This window comes from Flavobacterium sp. ACN2 (genome assembly GCF_002303885.1).
In the GTDB taxonomy this organism is placed as follows: Bacteria; Bacteroidota; Bacteroidia; order Flavobacteriales; family Flavobacteriaceae; genus Flavobacterium.
In genome coordinates this window covers 1-20,879 of the sequence record NZ_MRCM01000016.1, presented here as the reverse complement: position 1 = coordinate 20,879, position 20,879 = coordinate 1, and the positions used below count along the sequence as shown (strand labels likewise).

The window sequence follows — 20,879 nt, the reverse complement described above, 5'->3', positions numbered from 1 at the left end:
GAAATTAATTGTTTTGAACAATTTAATTAACAATATATGGCGTTTTTTATTCTGTTTTGGGAAGAAATCTCTTTTGTTGTCAAGGGATTAGCTTCGGTTTTGTCATTTTTTTATTTGTAGCAGAAGACTTTTTTGAAATAGAAATGGAGATTTAATTTCTGTCAGTTTTATTAAAACAGCGCTCCAAATAGTTTTGTATTTTAGTTATTGCTCTTCTGCATTATTTCGTCCATTACGTCTAAAATAATGGCACAACCTTCTCTAATTTCGTATTCAGAAATAGTCAAAGGAGGTGTAATTCGTATCGCGCATCCTTCAAATAAAAGCCAGAATAAAATAAGTCCTCTGTCTTGACAGGTTAAAATGACTTCGTTTGTAATATCTGCCGATTCTGTCATAGCGGCAAGCATTAATCCTTTTCCTCTAACTTCTTTAATCAAAGGATGTACCAAAAGCGATCTGAAGAGTTTTTCCTTCTCCAACGTTTCTGCCATTAAATTTGTTTCAGTTAATTCTTGCAAAGTAGCCAAGCAAGCTGACGCAATGACAGGGTGACCTCCAAAAGTGGTAATATGTCCCAGTTTTGGATTTTCTGTTAAAAGATCCATTTTTTCGGCAGAAGCAGTAAAAGCACCAACCGGCATTCCGCCGCCCATTCCTTTACCCATAACCACAATATCTGGAACAACATCATAATTTTGGAAGCCAAAAAGTTTTCCTGTTCTTCCAAAACCGGGCTGAATTTCATCTACAATCATTAAGGCTCCAACTTCATCACAGCGTTTACGGACTTTTTGAAGGAAATTATCTTCTGGCTGAATAAAACCAGCGCCTCCTTGAATAGTTTCTAAAAGAATGGCTGCCGTTCTTGTAGTGATTTTTTGCAGATCTTCTTCGTTATTGAAAGTAATAAAATCAACATCTGGAAGCAAAGGTCTGAAAGCTTGTTTTCTTTCTTCAAATCCCATAACGCTCATCGAACCCATGGTGTTTCCGTGATACGCATTATGACATGAAATAAGCTGACTGCGTCCTGTAACTCGTTTGGCTAATTTTAAAGAGCCTTCAATCGCTTCTGTACCAGAATTGACCAAATAGGTTTTGTTTAAAGATTCTGGAAGTAGAGAGGCCATTAATTTGCAATATTGAACGGCTGGACTCTGAGAGTATTCTCCGTAAACCATTACATGAGAATATTTGTCTAATTGATCTTTTATCGCCTGATTTACTCGTGGATGCTGATGTCCTAAAGTACAAGCTGAAACTCCAGCAACAAAATCTAAATATTTTTTATCGTTTGTGTCGTATATGTAAGAGCCAATGGCATGCGAAACTTCCATTCCGAGTGGGTAAGGAGAGGTTTGCGCTTGGTATTTTATAAAATCTGGATTCATTTTTTTAAGTTGCTAAGGTACTGAGATACTATGATTCTAAGTTTTTTTAACTTTACGCTTAAGTTAACTTTTTTTAGACGTTCAAAGTTGTAAAGGTACTGAGGTTCTAAGGTTTTTAAACTTTACACTTCAGGTTATCGTTCATGAACTAATTATTCTCAAACCACTGTAAACTATGACTGTGAATGAAAACTACTTAATTTTAGGCTTCGGTTCCGCTTTGGCAGCTGGTTTCTTCTTGTCGTAATTCAAGGTTTCTTTCCTAATTTTCAGTGGAACGTTTTTGCCTTTTTCCTCTTGATCTTTTCCTTCTTTAATCAGTTTTTCATTGAGTTCATTATCTTCTGCAGAAAAAATATCCTCTTTAGATTTTATTCTTTCATCGCCTCGCCATTTCATTCCTCGAAGTTTTCGAGCATTTTCTGGAAGTTCATCTTCAGGAAAAATATCACCGTCCACTTTATTAAAGAAAGTAATGGTTTCGATCGCATTATTTTCCAATATCATGTTGATTTTACTGCTGACATTTTTATTGATACCAATTAATTCGTTGGCATCATTTCTCATGTAATAAATGACTTCGGTGTTTTTAATGACATCAACATCATGCAGTTTTCCATCCCGGAATTTTCCAAACAAATTAATTCCCTTGACCTGATTGAAACCTGTTCCGAGCGTGTCCTTGGAGAGGACAAAAGTATTATTTAGCACCTTCAAAGAATCAATTTTCCTCGTTTTATTGTCGCCAATTAAGTGCATTACATCGCCCGTAATTTGGTTGTCGCCATTCCAAAGAATCGGATTTCCTATAAGTTTTGTCAAAGCGCTTTTAGAATCTGAATGTATAGAATCGCACTTACCGCTCATATCTGTTTTATAAAAACGGACATTGTTAAAAGCGCGCAGAATTCGTTCGCCTTCTTTTCCTGTTACCATTAATTTTTTTCCGTGAATGTAAACCGAGTCATTTTCAACCAAATTGATGGCAACAGCTCTTTTGGTTACAAACATCGAATCCTTGAGTTTGTAAAGCTCTGCATAATGGCCTTTTACGATTCCTTTGTTAATCGAATCGGTAATTTTTACATTCCGCGTTGCCGATGCAAATTCAATATTTCGATTATAATACAAACTATCGCCTTCTATAAGTCGGTCATCGTACTTAATGTAGGACCTTCGCAGAAAATGGGCTAAGTTTTTCTTTGTATCGTAAAAACCTTTTTCAGTATAAATGTAATTGGCTTTACTTGTAATGGTTGAAGGGCCAAGAAGATACGTATGTCCAGAATTACTGTAATAATCCAAATGGTTTGATTTAATCACATATTTCGGATTCGTAATCGTAACTTCAGTCAAGAACTGAAATTTCTTTTCTTTTACATAATACCTTCCAGATTTACTCACCAAAGTATTGTCTTTGTTTACAATCGTACCTTTTGTATTGTAAAATGCTTCTTGAACATTTCTGTCAAAATTAATGGTATCAGTTTGCAAAGTGGCATCAGGAGAAGTTAAAACCGCATTTCCTGTAGCAAAAGCTTTCTTTTCATTTCCGCTATATTCTGCATATTTACTATTCAAGAATAAAGTATCTCCTTGTACTAATTGTACATTTCCGAATGCTTTTAAATAATTTTCTTTTTGAAAAAAGTAAGCTTTGTTGCAAGTTAGCACAACACCATCATGATTCACTTTTACATTTCCAGTAAGTAAAAGCGCATCAGGTACATTAACTTGATCCACATCAGAAAAGTCGGCATTCTCGATAACAATTGTTTTCGGAGATTGAGCAGGTTTTTTTGCTTGCGCGAAAGTGAATTGAACGCTTAAAAAAGACAGACAAGTAAATATGAAAAAGAGTGATTTCTTCAACTGATTAAATTTTTGTCAAATTTATAAAAAAGGATAGAACCTGTGGCGGTTATTAGCATTAATTTATAATTAGTCATTAACAGTCTAAAGTTGAATTTAGGCATTATTTAATTTTTCAACAAAATAGCAAACTCTCACGTTGTAGTAGTTGTGTTTTGAGCTGAAAACGGTGTAAATTAGATAAATCGTTTTCGAAGTTTTAAAAAATGAGCTATTTTTAGAAAATTGTTTTCATGCTTTTTAAAGATGAAACCAAAGAGATAGGATAAGAATAGCCAAAAAAATATGATAAGCAAAAAAATAATCGCAGTCGGAATTACATTAACTGTACTTTTTTCAGCCTGTAAAACAAAAGATTTAAAAATGAGTACTGCAAACGAAAATGCTACAACCGATAAAAAAGTTGTAGTCTATCAAGTATTTACACGCCTATTTGGAAATAAAAATACAACCAATAAACCGTGGGGAACTATTGAGGAGAACGGTGTTGGAAAGTTTAATGATTTTACGGATAAAGCCCTTCATGAAATAAAAGATTTAGGGGTTACTTACATTTGGTATACGGGAGTTCCGCATCATGCTTTAGTACGTGATTATACGGCATACGGAATTTCAAATGATGATCCAGAAGTGGTAAAAGGGCGTGCTGGTTCTCCTTATGCCGTCAAAGATTATTATAATGTAAATCCAGATTTGGCTGTAAATCCAGCAAAGCGATTAGAAGAATTTGAAGCTTTAATAAAACGAACTCATAATGCCAATCTGAAAGTATTAATTGATATTGTACCCAATCATATCGCTAGAAAATATGAAGGAAAATCGAATCCAGAAGGTATAAAAGATTTTGGAGCAGATGATAATTTTACGGTTGAATATAAACGAGATAATAATTTTTACTACATTCCGCAGCAACATTTTGAAATTCCCGACGGAGATATTCCTTTAAACGGAGAAAAAAATCCAATGATTGATGGTTTTTTTGATGAAAATCCGGCAAAATGGACAGGGAATGGTTCTCGTAAAATTAAACCTGATCAAAACGACTGGTACGAAACGGTAAAAGTAAATTACGGAGTGCGTCCAGACGGAAGTAAAGATTTTCCTGAACTTCCTGCTGGCTTTGACCAGAAATCCTATCAGGAACATTTTGCTTTTTGGCAAGACAAAGAGGTTCCCGATTCTTGGAAAAAGTTTAGAGACATCGCGTTATACTGGACAGCAAAAGGTGTTGATGGATTTCGTTACGATATGGCCGAAATGGTTCCGTATGAATTCTGGAGTTATATGAACTCTTCGATTAAAATGAAAAATCCAAATGCATTTTTGTTGGCTGAAGTCTATAATCCAAATGAATACCGAAATTATATTCGCTTAGGAAAAATGGATTATCTGTATGATAAAGTAGAAACGTACGATAAGCTGAAAGATGTTATTCGCGGAAAATCTTCACCGGATGAATTAACAAAAATCCAAAACGGAATGTCGGATATTGAGCATCACATGCTTCATTTCCTAGATAATCATGACGAACAGCGTTTAGCAAGTCCAGAATTTGCAGGAACTCCAGAAAGAGGAAAGCCTTTAATGGTAGTTTCGGCAACAATTAGCACTTCGCCAACAATGATTTATTTTGGGCAAGAAGTAGGAGAGGCAGGAAATGAAGATGCAGGTTTCGGAAAACGCTCGAGAACCTCGATTTTTGATTATATCGGAGTTCCAAATCATCAGCGCTGGATGAATGAAGGTAAATTTGACGGAGGAAAGCTTTCTGACTCAGAAAAAGAATTACGTGATTTTTATAAACGTTTATTGAATTTTACAATCAAAAGCAGTGCTTTAATGGGAAGTTTTGAAGAGATTCAATCTGCAAATAGACAAAATAATGAAGGTTACGATGCGCTGTTGTATTCTTACGCACGTTGGTCTGAAAATCAAAAACTGATCGTAATTGCTAATTTTTCTTCTGAGAAAGGAAATGAATTCAATTTGAAAGTTCCGTCATCGCTTATTTCAAAATGGAATTTAAAAGATGGAGAATATCAATTGAAAGAGCAACTGTATCAAAACAAAACATTGGTATTGAAAGTGCAAAATGGAGAAGGAGTAGCCAAAGTTTCTATTCAGCCTTCAGAATCTTTGATTTTGGAATTAAAATAAACTAGCTCATCTTTTGAGTTGATTTTTAACACATAGAAACATAGCTTAGAAAGCTTGAAAAAGGCGTTTCACTAGTTTAAATGCACATAGTTTATGTGTGGAAACTAGTTTCTTTCGTATTCTTTTTTTAGTATAAAATCTATGTTTCTATGTGTTAAATATTTTTTTGTTTTTAAATCTTTTTAAGCAACGAAAGAATCTCTTTAATAGAAAATGTTGCACCGCATACAAATTCATCAGAAGCGCCATAATAAACAGTTAGTGTATCGCCATCTGGTTCCACTATATGGCCGTTTGTAAAAACAACATTTCCAAAGAAACCGCTTAGCTCATAACTTGTTTTAGGAAACATAATAGGGGTTTCGGTTCTCGAAATCACTTTTGTAGGATCTTCTAAATCCAATAAAAAAGCACCTAAAGAATATTGGTGAAATTCGTTGGCTCCATGATAAATTTCGAGCCAGCCTAATTCTGTTTTTATCGGTGCCGCTCCAGCGCCAACTCTTTTGCTGTCCCAACTATCTTTTCTGGTTTTGACAATGCATTTATGATTTCCCCAATGAATTCCATCTGGAGAAGAAGCAATCCAAATGTAATTTCCGCCAATGTCTACACTACTAGGGCGATGAAGGGCATAAAACAAGCCGTTTATTTTTTCTTCAAAAATGGCACAGTCTTTATTGTGAGGAGGAAATATCAGTCCATGTTTTTCGAAATTCTTCCAATCGGTTGTGGTTCTTAAGCCAACGCCCACGCCGCTAGGAGAAACAGATGTAAAAGTGAGGTAATATTTTCCTTCAATGAAAGAAACCCTGCAATCTTCAATTCCGAACGTTTCTAATATTCCTTCGCCAACCAAATGCGGATAATCTTCAGGTTCATAAAATCGTTTTCCGTCTTCGCTGCATAATAATCGAATGTGCGATAAAGTGGTTAAATAATCTATTCCTTGATAATTAATGACGCGTGCATCTGTTGCGATAAGTTCAGGATGATCTTTTAAAATTTCAATAATCTGAATGGTTCCTGCTTCTGTTAATATCGGAAAAGAAATAATGTTTTCAATTTGTTTTGGTCTTTCGGCGACACGCACCGCTAGCCAGATTTTGTTTTGAAACTCAAATACGCCCGGATTCAATAGACAGGTAATTTCGAGACCTTCTCTGCTTGGCGGTATATCCGACGGCGATAATATTGGGTTTTCGGTAAAACGATTGGCAATGTCTTTCATGATCTTCGTTTAAGTACCTAAAAGGTATAAAAAAAAGCTGATACTTAATTGCATCAGCTTTTTTTCTATACTTTTTTAACCTTTTTGAGTGCTTCAACGTAATATTCGTTCACTTTTTCCCAATTTATATGATTGTAAAAAGCGTCAATATAACTGCCTTTTCGGTTTTGATAATCTAAATAATATGCATGTTCCCAAAGATCAATTCCCATAATCGGAGTTCCAGGAATCAAAGCATTCTTCATCAATGGATTATCTTGATTGTCTGTTGTGGTAATTTGTAATTTACCATATCGGTCTACAACCAGCCAAACCCATCCAGAACCAAACTGCTTTTCTGACTGTGCTTTAAATTGATTGGTCAGATTGTTAAAAGAACCAAATTCTTTATTAATAGAACCTGCAAGCGTATCTTTTGGAGTCTGCTCTTTTGGTGTCAGAATATTAAAATAAAGCGTATGATTGTAATATCCTCCAGCATTCTGACGGAGTTTTAAATTCGTAAGAGGCATTTTTTTTAAAATGTCTTCAATAGGCATATTTTCAAACTCAGTCGAAACAATCTCTTTATTAAAAGCGTTGGTGTACGACAGGTAATGTTTTGAATAATGTGTTTCTAAAGTTAAGGTTCTAATGTCGGGAGCAAGACCGTCATAATTAAATGGCAGTTTTGTCATTTCAAAAGAGCCAGGATCGGCTTTAACATCATTTGGTGAACCAATAGTAATTTTTTCTTCTTTTGTTGGAAGAGGAACTTCAACTACTTCTGTCAGTTTATCTTCTTTACAAGAAAATAATAGTAAAAATGAAGTTAAAGTGCTTAAAATAACAACGTTTTTCTTCATAATGTTTTATTTTGATGTTAATGAATTGATGATCTCGATATAATTTTCTTTGGCTTCATCTACAGACATGTGGCTAATTTGCATCCAAGCATTGGTTTTAAAAGCATCTCTTAAATCAAAATTTTCAGATTGATTATAAACTGCTGTTCCAAAAGTAGCCTGTTTGTAAAAAGCGTAAAGTCTTAACTGCACGTCTTGCGGCAGCGAAGCCTGAGTCATAGTCAATGCAACTTCTACAGCTTCAGCAAAGCGAATATCTAAATCTTTATCAGTCATTTATGCTTTTGTAGCAATAATTGTTTTTCCACCAATTGCTTTTTGATTTAACTCCACATTGATTGATGTACCTAAAGGTAAAAATAAATCGACTCTTGATCCAAATTTAATGAAACCAGCGTCAGTTCCTTGAACAACCTGCATTCCCTCTTTAGCATAATTTACAATTCTACGAGCCAATGCACCAGCAATTTGTCTATATAAAATCGCGCCGAAAGTTTCATTTTCAATTACTACTGTAGTTCTTTCGTTTTCTTCACTTGCCTTAGGGTGCCAAGCAACAAGGAATTTTCCAGGGTGGTATTTGCTAAATTTAATGATTCCATCCATTGCGTAACGTGTTACGTGCACATTGATTGGCGACATAAAGATAGAAACCTGTAAACGTTTATCTTTAAAATATTCTCCTTCATAAACTTCTTCAATAACCACCACTTTTCCATCTACTGGAGCAAGGATATGATCACTGTTTCTAATTGCAATTCTTTTCGGATTTCTGAAGAATTGTAAAATAATAATTAAAATTACAAGCGCTGCAAATTGCACAAGCATTCTCAGCCAAGCAATATCAATGAATTTATCAGCAATTAAAAGTACAGCTACAGTAAATACAGTACCTAATAAAATGGACGGGCCTCCCTCTTTATGAAACATAATATAAAATTTGATAAAATAAAAATATAATTGGTGCTACAAATATAACACTATCTAATCGATCTAGAATACCTCCGTGACCAGGCATTATCGAACCGCTGTCTTTTATACCTGCAATTCGCTTAAATTTGGATTCTATTAAGTCTCCAATAGTTCCAAAAATGCTGACAATTAATGCAATAATAGTCCAGATTAAGATTGATGTGTTGCTAAATTCAGGTTTAGGCTGAATATAGAGTTTAGAAATCAAAAAACCGGCAAAAGCAGCAAAGACAACACCACCCAGAAAACCTTCAATTGTTTTTTTAGGAGAAACTCGCTCAAATAATTTGTGTTTTCCCATTGATTTTCCAACTAAATAAGCAAAAGTATCATTGGTCCAGATTAAAACAAATAAACCAATAATAATTTTCGGATTATAATCATTTGTTCCAAAAGAGATTTTTACAATAAATACAAAAGGAAGCGTAATATATCCAAGCAGATATAGGTATTTTGAAGAAGTGCTAACTTTTTGAACCGAATCGTAAAATAAGAATATGATGCATTTTATTGAAACGACAATAGTTATAGCCAGAAGAATTAAATCGAGCTGTTTAATATTGGTTTCTAAGCTAATGTTAGTGTTAAAGGTATCGTTAAGAAACTTGGTTGTCTGTTTGTTGTAATGACTTATCAAAACAATTGAAGCATAAACTAAAGTTCCAAAAAGAATAGAGAACACTTTGTTTAAGTTTACGATATTAGAAAACTCGTATATCGTGATAATTAAGAAAACGCCAAAAAGAGTAATGAAGCTTTCGGTAGAAAACAATATCGAAGTTAGTAATAAAGCGATATAAACAGCACCAGAAATGGCCCTCTTCAGTGTTTCGTTCATCTTAAAGATCTTCTAAAAGCAGTAAATAAAGGTTTTTCGCAACACTTCCGTATTGTGTAAAATCTTCGTCTTTCGCTTTTTCGAAATATTTTATTGTAGTGATATTAGTAGGATAGTCTCTTTCGTATTTTCGTTTTATAGCGCTTAATCCGTCGCTTTTCATTGGAAGGATTTGGCTTGTGGTTGCTATAATAACAATATTTGCAGGTAATTCGTTTGGTTTATTTTGTCTGATTTGTTTTGATGAAAATAAGATAGAACCTTCATCGGCTATAAGGTTTTCGCAGCTAGCCAATAAAAATTTTGGGTTAGTTGGAGCGATATAAAATAATTTATTTTCTTCCAGTAGGCCAAATAAGCCTTGCTCATAGCATAAAACTTCATTCTCGAACCAGTCGTTTTCTTCTAAAATGTTTTCAAACTGTTCAGCAACTTCTCCCATGTTTTCGCAATACAAGAACTTTCCTCCATTTTTTTTGAAGTTGAAAATAAATTGCTCGTCTAAAGATAAATGACTGTTCTGCGCAGATGAACCTGCATATTCGCTTTCGTTCTCTTCGTCAGAAGCGGCTTCACTAGAGCCAAATATTTTTTTGAAAAAATTCATTTTTTATATGAAATGCTTTACATGTTAGTTGAAAACGTTCAAAGATAAAAAAATCTTAATTCAAAAGGGACTTTTGAATTAAGATTTTAAAAATTTATTACGTTTTTCGTAATTATTTATGAAACTACTTCTTCTAAATTTTTGTCAAAAGTACGTTTTCCGAATATGTTTTCTAAGTCATCTTTAAAGATTACTTCTTTTTCAATCAGAATATCAGCAAGTTGGTTTAACTTGTCTTTGTTTTCCTCTAAAATCTGAATCGCTCTTTGATATTGACCTTCGATTAACTCTGAAATTTCTTTATCAATAATTTTTGCAGTTTCATCAGAATACGGTTTAGAGAAATTGTATTCATTTTGTCCAGTTGAATCGTAATACGTAACGTTTCCAATTTTATCGTTCAATCCGTAAATAGTTACCATTGCACGGGCTTGGCGTGTTACTTTTTCTAAGTCGCTTAAAGCACCAGTCGAAATTCTATCGAAAGTTACTTTTTCAGCCGCTCTACCGCCCATAGTTGCACACATCTCGTCTAACATTTGATCTGTTCTTACGATTTGTCTTTCTTCTGGTAAATACCATGCAGCTCCTAAACTTTGCCCACGAGGAACAATTGTAACTTTAATAAGTGGAGCAGCATGCTCTAACATCCAACTTACAGTAGCGTGACCAGCTTCGTGAATTGCGATTGCTCTTTTTTCGTCTGGAGTAATGATTTTGTTTTTCTTCTCAAGACCACCAATAATTCTATCTACAGCATCAAGGAAGTCTTGTCTGTCAACAGCCGCTTTGTTGTTACGAGCAGCGATAAGTGCAGCTTCGTTACAAACATTAGCAATATCAGCACCAGAGAAACCTGGAGTTTGTTTTGCTAAGAAATCTAAATCAAGACCTTCAACTTTTTTGATAGGAGCTAAGTGTACTTTGAAGATTTCTGCTCTTTCGCGAATGTCTGGTAAGTCAACAAAAATTTGTCTGTCAAAACGTCCTGCACGCATTAAAGCTTTGTCTAAAACGTCAGCTCTGTTTGTTGCTGCCAAAACAATTACGTTAGAGTTTGTACCAAAACCATCCATTTCTGTTAGTAATTGGTTTAAAGTGTTTTCTCTCTCGTCGTTTCCGCCAGACATATTGCTTTTTCCTCTTGCTCTACCAACAGCATCAATCTCATCAATAAAGATAATAGCAGGAGATTTTTCTTTTGCTTGTTTGAATAAGTCACGTACACGTGAAGCACCAACTCCAACAAACATCTCAACGAAATCTGAACCTGATAAAGAGAAGAACGGTACTTGCGCTTCACCAGCAACAGCTTTTGCCAATAAAGTTTTACCAGTTCCCGGAGGTCCTACCAATAAAGCTCCTTTTGGAATTTTACCTCCAAGATTCGTGTATTTTTCAGGGTTTTTAAGGAATTCAACAATTTCCTGAATTTCTTCCTTAGCACCTTCTAAACCAGCCACATCTTTAAACGTAGTTTTGATATCTGTTTTTTCGTCAAAAAGTTTCGCTTTAGATTTTCCGATATTGAAAATCTGTCCGCCACCTCCAGCGCCTCCGCCAGACATTTTACGCATAATAAAGATCCATACACCAACAATGATGATGATAGGAAGTAAGCTGATTAAAATATCGCTCCAGTTATTTTTTTGAAGGAAGTTGAAATCTTTCAGTTTCCCCTCAGTAACTGCTTTTTCTAATTTAGTTTGAAAGATTTGATCGTTACCAATTTCCAAAGTATAATGTGGACCTTTGTTTGGTTGTTTGAAAATATCTTCAGCTACTTTTTTGTTTGCTGGGTCTTTAAGAGCCGCAGCATTTAAATATACCTCAGCTTCTGCTTTGTTGTAAACAATTACTTTTTCAATCTGGCCTTTTTCCAAAAGCGTATTGAACTTAGAAGATGTTAATTGAGCAGGTTCGCTTAGGCTTGATCCTCCTGTAGCAAAACTTATGAATAAAAAAACTAAAAGTATTGCGGTATATATTAACCAAGGACTTATTTTAAATTTATTCGGATTTGGATTATTATCTTTAGCCATTTAATGAAAGTTTCTTTAGTATTTGTTCTCGATTGAAGTTATTTTGGCATCGCCCCAAAGGCTTTCGATGTTGTAATATTCGCGAATGTGCTTCTGGAAAACGTGTACCACAATGTGTACATAGTCCATAAGAACCCATTCTGCATTATCTGTTCCTTCTACGTGCCAAGGTTTATCTTTTAAGTCTTTTGATACAATTTTTTGAATTGAGTTTACGATGGCGTTAACTTGGGTGTTTGAGCTACCATTGCAAATAACAAAATAGTCGCATACAGCTGTATCTATTTCTCTTAAGTCAAGAATATCGATATCATTTCCTTTTACTTCCTCAATCCCTTTGATTATGTTCGCCAGTAGAACATCATTATTAATAGTCTTTTTCGCCATGAATTATTTTATATGAATTTGTAAAGTTACCAAATTTTGTGATTATTTTTGAACCTTAACAAAATATTAAATTAAGATATTTAAATTATTTAATGAAACTAATCAAACTCGATGCCATAGATTCTACAAATGACTTCTTAAAAGCTTTGTCAAGTCAGGATGAACTGGAGAATTTTACAACGGTAACAGCTGAAAATCAGACAAAAGGGAAGGGGCAAGTTGGAGGCTTATGGAAGACTGAAGCTGGTAAGAACTTAACTATGAGTGTCTTGGTGAAAGATTTTCTGTTTAATAACGACGAAGTTTTTAATTTAAGCGTCTTGGTTTCTTTATCGGTTGCAGAGGTTTTAAAATCGTTAAATATTCCTAATATATGCATTAAATGGCCAAACGACATTCTGTCATACAATAAGAAGTTGGTTGGCATATTAATCGAAAATACCTTAAAAAGCGATGGCAGAATCGTGTCAGTTGTCGGAATCGGAATCAATGTCAATCAAACCGATTTTGACGAATTGCCAAATGCTTCTTCGTTGGCAGTAATTTCAGGAAAAACTTTTGACAAGGAAGAGTTGGCAATCTTAATCGTTGAAAAACTAAAAGAAAAAATTCAATCTTGGAACACCTCATCGCAGACTTTCTGGGATGACTATTTTAATTTTTTATTTAAAAAAGGAATTCCAACTGCATTTAGAGACAATAATAACCAAGATTTTATGGGAATCATTCAAGGCGTTTCTCTAATGGGAAAACTGCAGGTTTTGTTGGAAGATGATTCTGTTGCAGAGTTTGAGATTAAAGAGGTTAAAATGCTTTACTAAGTTGCTAAGGTTCTGAGATGCTAAGATTTTAAGTTTTTTATTTTAATCTCGCAAAGTCGCAAAGGCGCTAAGTTATTAATGTTTTATCTTAAAAAAAAATCTTTGCGTCTCTGCAGCTTTGCGAGAGCATAAAAAAAATGCCCAACAAAAGTCGGACATTTTCATTTATAATTCACAATTAATAATTTACCATTATTAAAGCTTGTGCATATTGTTTGCTAAAGTTTCAATAAACTTACTGATTGGACCTTTAACCATCATCGCCATCATAGCGTTGAATTCTCCTTCAAAGAACAATTGAACAGCACTTTCTGAATCAGAAATAGTATCAATGTTTGAAGTTAGTGTAAACGGAAGTTTATCACTTGCAGCACCCAAAACAATTTTGTTTGGAGCTACTTTATCTTTCATTTTCAATTTGATTTCAGGCATCCCTTTCAATCCAAAAATAAAAGCGTCTTCGCCAGTCACTTCAAATTTAGCGATATTGTCTGGCATTAATTTTTCAAAATTCTTTACGTCAGTCAGTTGATCAAATAAATCCTGTGCTGATTTCTGAACAGTAACTTTTGGACTTTCTAAGTTCATATTGTTTTTTGTTTTGTTTTTTACTGCAAATGTTTTTTTACCGCAAAGGGCGCAAGGTTTTTTTATATACTTTGACTTTATTTAAGTTCGCAAAGCTGAAATTTTAAATAAAATTCCAATTTTTTTAAATCCCAAATTCCAAAAGGGGCAAAGCGACTTTAAAATCTAAAATCTAAAATCTTACTCCTGTCCCCAAGTAGATGGGCTAACGCTCCATTCTTGAAGAGTAGATTGCTGATCTTCTGTAATGTATTGTTTTTGAACTGCTAAGTCTAATAGGTTCTCGTAGTTGCTTAAGGTGAATAAATCAACATTAGCTTCTTTGAAGTTTTCTTCTGCAACGCCAAAACCGTAAGTAAAGACAGCCGCCATACCTTTAATGTTTGCACCTTCGCTTCTTAAAGCTTCAACAGCCATCAAACTGCTTTTTCCAGTACTAATTAAATCTTCGACAACTACAACATTTTGTCCTTTTTGCAAAAAACCTTCCACTTGGTTTTGTCTACCGTGTTTTTTTGGCTCCGGACGCACATATACGAATGGAAGACCTAAACTTTCGGCGACCAAAATTCCCACCCCAATGGCTCCAGTAGCAACACCAGCAATCACATCAGGTTTTCCAAATTGTTTTTCGATGTTCTTAGCAAACTCATCACGAACATAGTTTCTGATGCTCGGAAATGAAAGAATTAACCTATTATCGCAATAAATAGGAGATTTCCAACCAGAAGCCCATGTAAAAGGATTTTCGGGATTCAATTTAATTGCATTTATTTGCAAAAGCAATTCGGCTGTTTTTTCGGCAGTATCTTTATTAAAAATCATAGTACAAATGTATAAAGTTTTTGTAAACGACAAACCACTTTTTTTGACAAATGAAATCTCGCGCGAAACAGATTTCCAATTGTTCTTGTTGGAGAGTATTGATATCGAACAGCTTATTATAAAAATTTTTCAAAATAAAATTCAAAAAGCCATTCTATATCATCCCGACGAAAGTGAGATCATGAAAACCCTTAAAGCCAAGATTCCGGTAAATAAAGCGGGCGGAGGCTTTGTCTACAATAAGAAAGGCGAAGTCTTGTTTATCTTTAGAAACGGAAAATGGGATCTGCCAAAAGGCGGAATCGAGAAAGGGGAAGACATTGAAGCGACGGCTATGCGTGAGGTAGAGGAGGAGACAGGAGTAAACCAGCTTCGTATTACGAATAAACTTCAAAAAACCTATCATATCTTTAAACGCAACGGAAAATACAAACTCAAAATCACGCATTGGTTCGAAATGCAGTCTGATTTTGAAGGAACCCCACACGGACAAATCGAAGAAGGAATAGAAAAAGTTGCCTGGTTAAATCCAGAACAAATCAAAGAAGCACTAAAAAATTCCTACGAAAACATTAAATTGTTATTTGAAGAAGATAAAAGTGCTCCTGTAGATCTAAAGTCAAAAAAGGAAAATTTAGAATCTTAATTTAGATTTCTGAAATAACATCAAAAAGCCCAGTAACAAATTATTGGGCTTTTTTAATATCATAAAATGATAGAGGAATTCTAAAAGAACTTACTTTATCTGTTTGTAATAAATAAAGTAGGTCCGCAGATTCCTTTTTCGCTCTCACCAATAGAATTAATCGATCCTTTCTCAAAATCAGCTTTAAAAGTTAGACTTATCGTTTCTTGGTTAGTGTTTCCGTTTACAATTATACTTCCAGCTGGTTGTGCTTCAATACTCCACTGAATGGTCGTAGCATTTAATGAGCTATTGTATTTAAAAGTCAAAGTAGATTTTGGCTTTGCAATACAACTTGCATTATTGTCCTTGTCAAAAAAAACTGTACTACCAGAAATGTAACAGTAAGTTCCCTGTAAGTTAGAAGGTGTGCTAAATTTACTGATTGCTTCATCTTTTTCATCATTCGAACATGAAACAATGAAAATTGTGGCAAATACTATAGATAATTTTTTCATTTTACTTTTGTTTAAAGTTCTATATTATCAGTAAAATATATTGTAAAAGGTTGCGTCTAGAAAGCAAAATTGTTAATGTTATGGCGTGCCACTAATAAAAAAAGACCCAATAAACTTTGCGTTCATTGGGTCTTTTTTTATTGCTGTCGGGCTTTCGCTTCCGCCGCGGCGGATTGGCTCTATCCCTCACGATTCCAATATACTTTTTTAAAATTATTAATTGTTTTTGATTTTTTTTTCACGAACAAATACTTTGCTCGCGTTTTTAGTTTTTACATAATAATAGTAAATAAATATTCCCGCTTTACGGTAAACCGTAAATAAAGTATTACGTTATTAGTTAGATTTGCTGTTCAAAAGAACAAAAAACATTTTTAGTTTTCATTTAAAATTTAACCTAAAACCAAAATGCTAAAACAAATAAACTTTAACATGATCAGACTTTTTAAGTATTCTAGTTTACTTACATTATTTATCGTATTGAATTATTCGTGCTCCTCAAATGAAGCGGAGCCTGAAGCCCCTTTAAGCAATGCAAAAGCAATTACTTCTTTCTCTTTTGTAAATCCTGCAGTAACAGGTACAATAGACGAAAATACACACACAATTTATATCGCTTTTCCTGCTGGAACTAATTTAACTAGTTTGGCTGCAACATTCGCTACAACCGGAGCTAAAGTTACAGTTGAGAATGTACAGCAGATAAGTGGTACAACTAAGAATGATTTTAGTAAAGCCATAATTTATACAGTTATTGCTGAAGATGGCAGTAAGCAAGATTATACCATAACGCCTCCTAGTTCTGCGGATATATTAGGCTTTACTTTTGAAGATGCCGATCAAGAGATTTATTGGGAATTGAAAGGACTTAAAGAAGGGGTAAATACAATTTACAATGCTCCAATGTCTGTTAATTTTGATACAGGATTTCCAATCTTGCCTGTAGGAGCAGAAGTGACAGCAGCGGGAAGTAATGAAGAAAGTGATTATAACACAACAGGATTTACATTTACTGTAACATCTGCAGACAAAAAAACAAAGAAAACTTATACTATTAAAATTCCAGTTTATAATAAAGATACAAACCCTTATGGTATATATACCCCAGAGCAGTTATTAGATCCAACTTATAATCTTAAAGAAAGTTTTAAATTGATGAATGACATTACAATGCCTCCTGTAGACGGTACCGAATATCCATTAGGTCCTAATTATGCAAATCAAGGCTGGACTCCTATTGGAGATTTTTATAGTTTTGTAGGAACAATAGATGGAAATGGTCATGTAATAAAAAATTTGACTATTAAACGTGGAAGTTCAGAAGATATAGGATTTATTTCTGTATTAGGAGCCAAAGGTGTTATTAAAAATCTTGGGCTTGTTTCAGTAAATGTTACTGGTGGTGGGAATGTAGGTGCGTTGGTAGGTAATAACAAAGGAGGTACTATATCTCATTGCTATTCGACTGGAAATGTTAAGCTTGAAGATTTTTCGGTTCAAAATCATGTAGGTGGGTTAGTTGGAATTAACAATGATGAAAATGCAAAACCTAGTAAGCTTTCAAATAGTTATAGTACTGCTAATGTGACAGCTGGTAACAATTCATATGCTGGTGGTTTAGTAGGTTACAATTATCTTTGTATTCTTCAAAATTGCTATGCTACAGGCTCTCTAACAGGAACCTATAAAAATGGAGGAGCACTTATAGGAAAGAATGCATGTGAAATCACTAATTGTTATGCTACAGGAAAAGTAGTAACAGGCGGCGGATTGGTTGGGTTTAATTTTCACTGGAGTGCTGCTCCAGATTGCTTTTGGGATATTCAAACTACAGGGCAATCAACCTCTGATGATGGTGGTAAAGCGGTTGGTAAAACAACTGCCGAAATGCAAACAGGAACTCCTTATAATAGTACTTGGACAAGTGCTAATTGGAAATTTACTGCAGGCAAATACCCTACTTTAGTAGGAGTTGGAGGTCAATAAAACTATCATTTCTTTAAATAAAATAAAACCTCGTGAATCATGTGATTTACGAGGTTTGTTTTTTTATAGGGTATTTTCTTGGTTATTCAAGTCTTTCACAACTATTTTGACATTAAGCAAAATAGTTGTGAAAGACTTTGTATTTAAAGTAGAATTCAGATTTTTCTAATATTAAGAATTACCGTTTAAAGCTGTCAAAAGATTATTTTCGTTAAAAACGGCATTAATGATATTTCCGTCTTTTTCTGCTTTAACTTCGTTTCCGTTTGATGTCAGTTCATAACCTTTCTGTGATAAATAATTTGAGAAAGCATTTCTGTGATTCTGAATTTCAAATGTCGAAATCAATTCTGGGAAAACAGTCAGAATTCTAGAGAATTCCTCACTTTCAGAGCTGTCAATTGTATCATCTTTTATCGTAACAACCATTGTTCCTTGTCCATAATTTCCAAGATAATAACCGCTCAAATTAAACATTTCAGTGGCAATCATTCCTATTAAATGCAAATCGTTTTGTATTGCATCAAATTTTCCAACGCTTAATAATTCTATATTATTTTCTTCACCATATTGCTTTAATAAAAGCGCCTGTTGCATAACAGATTCGGCATAACCGCCCGCTTTATTTTCCCAAAGCCATAGCCAAGTTTCTGACGAATGAGAAAACGACCCCAAAACCTGCATTGGAAAAGTAAGATGGTCTCCAAAAGTAATTTCTTCCTTGTTCATGTCAACATTCCAAGAAAGTCCACCCGTTACATTATATAGATTTCTTTGTTTTTCTAAAGCTAAAGCTCCATATTTTTCTAAAAAATCATTTTCAGAGGTAAAATGCTTAGCAATATTTAGCTGATTTGTATTTGATTCTGTATTTTCTTCTTTCTTTTTAAAAAGATTATTGAATAGTCCCATTTTTTTGTGGCTTGTATAATTATAAAATTGAAATTCTTGATTTTCTAGCTAAGTTTTATTCACTATCCTCATTTTTAATGCCTTTTAGGAGAGCATAAATGGCCATTGCATGCCCTTGTCCTAAAGCAAAATCATTTTTAAGCCAGTTTACAATATCTCCAGCTTTTACTTCTGCTTTTAATTCTCCGTTTGAGGTAAATCCTTTTTGTTCAGCGAGAGTTCTAAATTCAGCTGGACCATTTCCTGTTTTTTCTTTAATCGTTTTTAGATATCCTTGAAATGACATAAAATAGAATTTAAATAGTTAAGCAAGACGAATGTACAAATTAAAGTAAGATTAGTATTCGCTTTTTAAAATTTCTTTAGCTCAAACTTTTTACTAAAAAAATTGCCAAGACATCAACAAATAATCGTAATCTTTTATACTAACATCCATAATATCTAAAATTTTTGTTTTGCGTTAAAAAAAATATATAATTATAAATTAAATACGGAAATTTTGAATTTCACTACGGAATCCCGTAATTTTTATGTTTATAAGTTTTTTCTTTGTTTTTTAATTTATTAATGTATTTTGCTACGGAAAAATAAACTGAACATGCCAATAAATTTAAAAGTTGCAAGATTCATCTCAATGTTTTCTTTTCTAATAATCTTCGGGCTTCAAGAGAATGGGATTCCAACTATTGCTCTGCTACTGATTTATTTCTACCAATTTTTGCACGACCTTTTTAGTAGCGTGAGGTTTGGAATATTTTGGGAAGGGGTATCAATTATTCCTGTATTTTTTGTGCTTATTTTGTTTTTAATCAGTAGGAATTATAAAGTTCTGTTGGGCTGTTTTGTAGTGTTGTTGGTTTATCAAGTTTACGTTACAGGACTAATGAATAATTATCACAGAATAAATATTGCTTTTTTACTCCCCTTAACCTTATTTTTAATAGCATCAGTTTACGTCATAACAATAGTGAAAAAACAAAAGCCAGATATCAAAATGTCGTAATTTTTTTGCTAGCATGAACGTTTTGATGTGAATCTTTGTTGTCACTAGAGCGGGACGCTCGCGCTAGCGACCGAACTCAAAAACATTTAATATGAAAATATATATTCTATCTATATTTTATTTCTTTTTTGTGAGTAAGATATTCTCTCAGAAAAAAGACACGCTTTATTTTGGCATAGATAAATATTACACCATTTCCCCCACCATTAATTCAAATTTAGAAAACGAACCATATCCAGAGTGGATTAAAACGACAAATGAATATATGAAGCGGACAAAAACCAATGGCTACATATTTTTTATTGGCGATGATAATTTAACCAAAAATCTAAAACCCAAAAAAGTTCTTTCAATTAAAAAATATATTGAAAATAGAAAGTTTTATTTTGACGGAAAGTATAACCAAATTGTAGACGAAAAAAAGGTCAAGGATTCTCTGATTGATAAATATGTTATTTATTTTGTAAATGGAGATAAATTTATTAAACCTCTACAATTAAACTATGTTTCTTATTATCCTAGACGTGATAAAGACTGGAATGTAATTGAAAATAAAATAAAAGATACACTTTATTTCAAATTGGATAATGAATATTGATTTAGATTGTGTTTACAATCGGGATGCTCGCGTTAGTGGGGAGGGGGCTGGCTCTAGCTATTCTCCTTTACCAGTTAATGTTTTTAATACATCTCTAATTAACTCTTTATTGTCGTCATTTAAAATAAAAGGATTTGAAAATATTCCAATAAATGCCCAGACAACATAAAGGATTTGCAACAATGATTGGACATATTGGTCTATTTGTATTTTAAAAACGGTTTTTAATATTACGACAATAAATATAGGTAATGTTAAATAGAGTCCTAACAAGACATAATGGATAATTTTGGTTTTCGCACGAGATTGGTTTTCAGAATTAATTTCTTCTTTAGGTAGATTAGCGATATTGCCAGTTAAAAAAATGTTGGTATAGTTAATTAATAGTTGTTTTGTTGTTTCAATTTGTTCTTCTTCTCCTAAAATAAATCTATCTATGCAATTTTGAAAAGCATTTGCTGCTTTTTCAAATTCTATAATTAGAAATAAATTACCTTCTGAATTGTAATTTATATGATAATTTTGGATTAGTCCCTTAATTTTAATCAATTCTGAAATAATGTCATTTGTTTCAATTTTTGAAATGATTTGAATTTTTTGTTTGTTTTTTAAAGATTCTAATATTTTTAAAAGTTTAAAAGATATTTCATATCTATAG

The 20,879-nt window shown here is 33.4% G+C and carries 21 protein-coding genes; 5 read left to right on the top strand and 16 right to left on the bottom strand.

Features of this window, described 5'->3' with window-relative positions; all coding sequences use genetic code 11:
• Positions 1–200: 200 nt before the first annotated feature.
• Positions 201–1,394: an aspartate aminotransferase family protein gene (locus BSF41_RS17800; RefSeq protein WP_095930853.1), complete on the bottom strand. Its 1,194-nt coding sequence runs from the start codon at positions 1,392–1,394 to the stop codon at positions 201–203.
• Between the two features lie 192 nt (positions 1,395–1,586).
• The gene (locus BSF41_RS17795) at positions 1,587–3,266 is read right to left on the bottom strand and encodes an OstA-like protein (RefSeq protein ID WP_371611544.1); all 1,680 of its coding nucleotides are present in this window, start codon (positions 3,264–3,266) and stop codon (positions 1,587–1,589) included.
• Positions 3,267–3,551: 285 nt separating this feature from the next.
• Between BSF41_RS17795 and BSF41_RS17790 the strand changes: the two genes are divergently transcribed.
• Positions 3,552–5,423: an alpha-amylase family protein gene (locus BSF41_RS17790; RefSeq protein ID WP_095930852.1), complete on the top strand. Its 1,872-nt coding sequence runs from the start codon at positions 3,552–3,554 to the stop codon at positions 5,421–5,423.
• A 172-nt stretch (positions 5,424–5,595) separates the two neighbouring features.
• Here the strand turns inward: BSF41_RS17790 and BSF41_RS17785 are convergent, their stop codons facing one another.
• The 8 genes from BSF41_RS17785 to rsfS all read right to left on the bottom strand — a co-directional run bounded on the left by BSF41_RS17785 (position 5,596) and on the right by rsfS (position 12,345).
• Complete coding sequence (locus tag BSF41_RS17785; RefSeq protein ID WP_095930851.1) at positions 5,596–6,654, bottom strand: glycoside hydrolase family 130 protein; 1,059 nt, start codon at positions 6,652–6,654, stop codon at positions 5,596–5,598.
• Between the two features lie 65 nt (positions 6,655–6,719).
• Positions 6,720–7,499 (bottom strand): superoxide dismutase, encoded by a 780-nt coding sequence (locus BSF41_RS17780; protein ID WP_095930850.1) that lies wholly within the window; start codon positions 7,497–7,499, stop codon positions 6,720–6,722.
• Positions 7,500–7,505: 6 nt separating this feature from the next.
• Complete coding sequence (locus BSF41_RS17775; protein ID WP_095930849.1) at positions 7,506–7,775, bottom strand: acyl-CoA-binding protein; 270 nt, start codon at positions 7,773–7,775, stop codon at positions 7,506–7,508.
• The gene (locus BSF41_RS17770) at positions 7,776–8,429 is read right to left on the bottom strand and encodes a phosphatidylserine decarboxylase family protein (protein WP_095930848.1); all 654 of its coding nucleotides are present in this window, start codon (positions 8,427–8,429) and stop codon (positions 7,776–7,778) included.
• Entirely contained in the window at positions 8,419–9,309 is an 891-nt protein-coding gene (locus BSF41_RS17765; protein WP_095930847.1) for a phosphatidate cytidylyltransferase, read from the bottom strand. The genes BSF41_RS17770 and BSF41_RS17765 overlap by 11 nt, the downstream gene beginning before the upstream one ends.
• Before the next feature lies 1 nt (position 9,310).
• The gene (locus BSF41_RS17760) at positions 9,311–9,916 is read right to left on the bottom strand and encodes a lactate utilization protein B/C (protein ID WP_095930846.1); all 606 of its coding nucleotides are present in this window, start codon (positions 9,914–9,916) and stop codon (positions 9,311–9,313) included.
• Positions 9,917–10,032: 116 nt separating this feature from the next.
• Positions 10,033–11,958, bottom strand: a complete 1,926-nt coding sequence (gene ftsH / locus BSF41_RS17755; RefSeq protein WP_095930845.1) for an ATP-dependent zinc metalloprotease FtsH — start codon at positions 11,956–11,958, stop codon at positions 10,033–10,035.
• 15 nt (positions 11,959–11,973) lie between these two features.
• Positions 11,974–12,345 carry a ribosome silencing factor gene (rsfS, locus tag BSF41_RS17750; RefSeq protein WP_095930844.1) on the bottom strand — a complete coding sequence of 124 codons (372 nt, stop codon included), beginning with the start codon at positions 12,343–12,345 and terminating at the stop codon, positions 11,974–11,976.
• 92 nt (positions 12,346–12,437) lie between these two features.
• Here rsfS and BSF41_RS17745 point away from each other — a divergent pair, with 92 nt between their 5' ends.
• On the top strand, positions 12,438–13,166 hold the full coding sequence (locus tag BSF41_RS17745) for a biotin--[acetyl-CoA-carboxylase] ligase (RefSeq protein ID WP_095930843.1): 729 nt from the start codon (positions 12,438–12,440) through the stop codon (positions 13,164–13,166).
• 195 nt (positions 13,167–13,361) lie between these two features.
• On the opposite strand, the gene BSF41_RS17740 is transcribed toward BSF41_RS17745, so the two are convergent.
• Both BSF41_RS17740 and pyrE read right to left on the bottom strand, forming a co-directional pair.
• Positions 13,362–13,754: an orotate phosphoribosyltransferase gene (locus BSF41_RS17740; protein WP_095930842.1), complete on the bottom strand. Its 393-nt coding sequence runs from the start codon at positions 13,752–13,754 to the stop codon at positions 13,362–13,364.
• A gap of 180 nt (positions 13,755–13,934) precedes the next feature.
• On the bottom strand, positions 13,935–14,579 hold the full coding sequence (gene pyrE / locus BSF41_RS17735; RefSeq protein ID WP_095930841.1) for an orotate phosphoribosyltransferase: 645 nt from the start codon (positions 14,577–14,579) through the stop codon (positions 13,935–13,937).
• 7 nt (positions 14,580–14,586) lie between these two features.
• Here pyrE and BSF41_RS17730 point away from each other — a divergent pair, with 7 nt between their 5' ends.
• The gene (locus tag BSF41_RS17730) at positions 14,587–15,225 is read left to right on the top strand and encodes an NUDIX hydrolase (RefSeq protein ID WP_095930840.1); all 639 of its coding nucleotides are present in this window, start codon (positions 14,587–14,589) and stop codon (positions 15,223–15,225) included.
• A 95-nt stretch (positions 15,226–15,320) separates the two neighbouring features.
• Here the strand turns inward: BSF41_RS17730 and BSF41_RS17725 are convergent, their stop codons facing one another.
• A complete protein-coding gene (locus BSF41_RS17725; protein ID WP_095930839.1) occupies positions 15,321–15,722 on the bottom strand; it encodes a hypothetical protein in 402 nt (133 codons plus the stop codon).
• Between the two features lie 408 nt (positions 15,723–16,130).
• On the opposite strand from BSF41_RS17725, the gene BSF41_RS17720 reads away from it, so the two are divergent.
• On the top strand, positions 16,131–17,708 hold the full coding sequence (locus BSF41_RS17720) for a GLUG motif-containing protein (RefSeq protein WP_095930838.1): 1,578 nt from the start codon (positions 16,131–16,133) through the stop codon (positions 17,706–17,708).
• A 171-nt stretch (positions 17,709–17,879) separates the two neighbouring features.
• Here the strand turns inward: BSF41_RS17720 and BSF41_RS17715 are convergent, their stop codons facing one another.
• Entirely contained in the window at positions 17,880–18,620 is a 741-nt protein-coding gene (locus BSF41_RS17715; protein WP_095930837.1) for a DUF6882 domain-containing protein, read from the bottom strand.
• Between the two features lie 55 nt (positions 18,621–18,675).
• Positions 18,676–18,906 carry a DUF4287 domain-containing protein gene (locus BSF41_RS17710; protein ID WP_095930836.1) on the bottom strand — a complete coding sequence of 77 codons (231 nt, stop codon included), beginning with the start codon at positions 18,904–18,906 and terminating at the stop codon, positions 18,676–18,678.
• 808 nt (positions 18,907–19,714) lie between these two features.
• Between BSF41_RS17710 and BSF41_RS17700 the strand changes: the two genes are divergently transcribed.
• The gene (locus BSF41_RS17700) at positions 19,715–20,221 is read left to right on the top strand and encodes a hypothetical protein (RefSeq protein WP_141248159.1); all 507 of its coding nucleotides are present in this window, start codon (positions 19,715–19,717) and stop codon (positions 20,219–20,221) included.
• Between the two features lie 57 nt (positions 20,222–20,278).
• Here the strand turns inward: BSF41_RS17700 and BSF41_RS23800 are convergent.
• The coding region (locus BSF41_RS23800; RefSeq protein WP_172426932.1) for a hypothetical protein at positions 20,279–20,879 on the bottom strand (601 nt) is incomplete at its 5' end.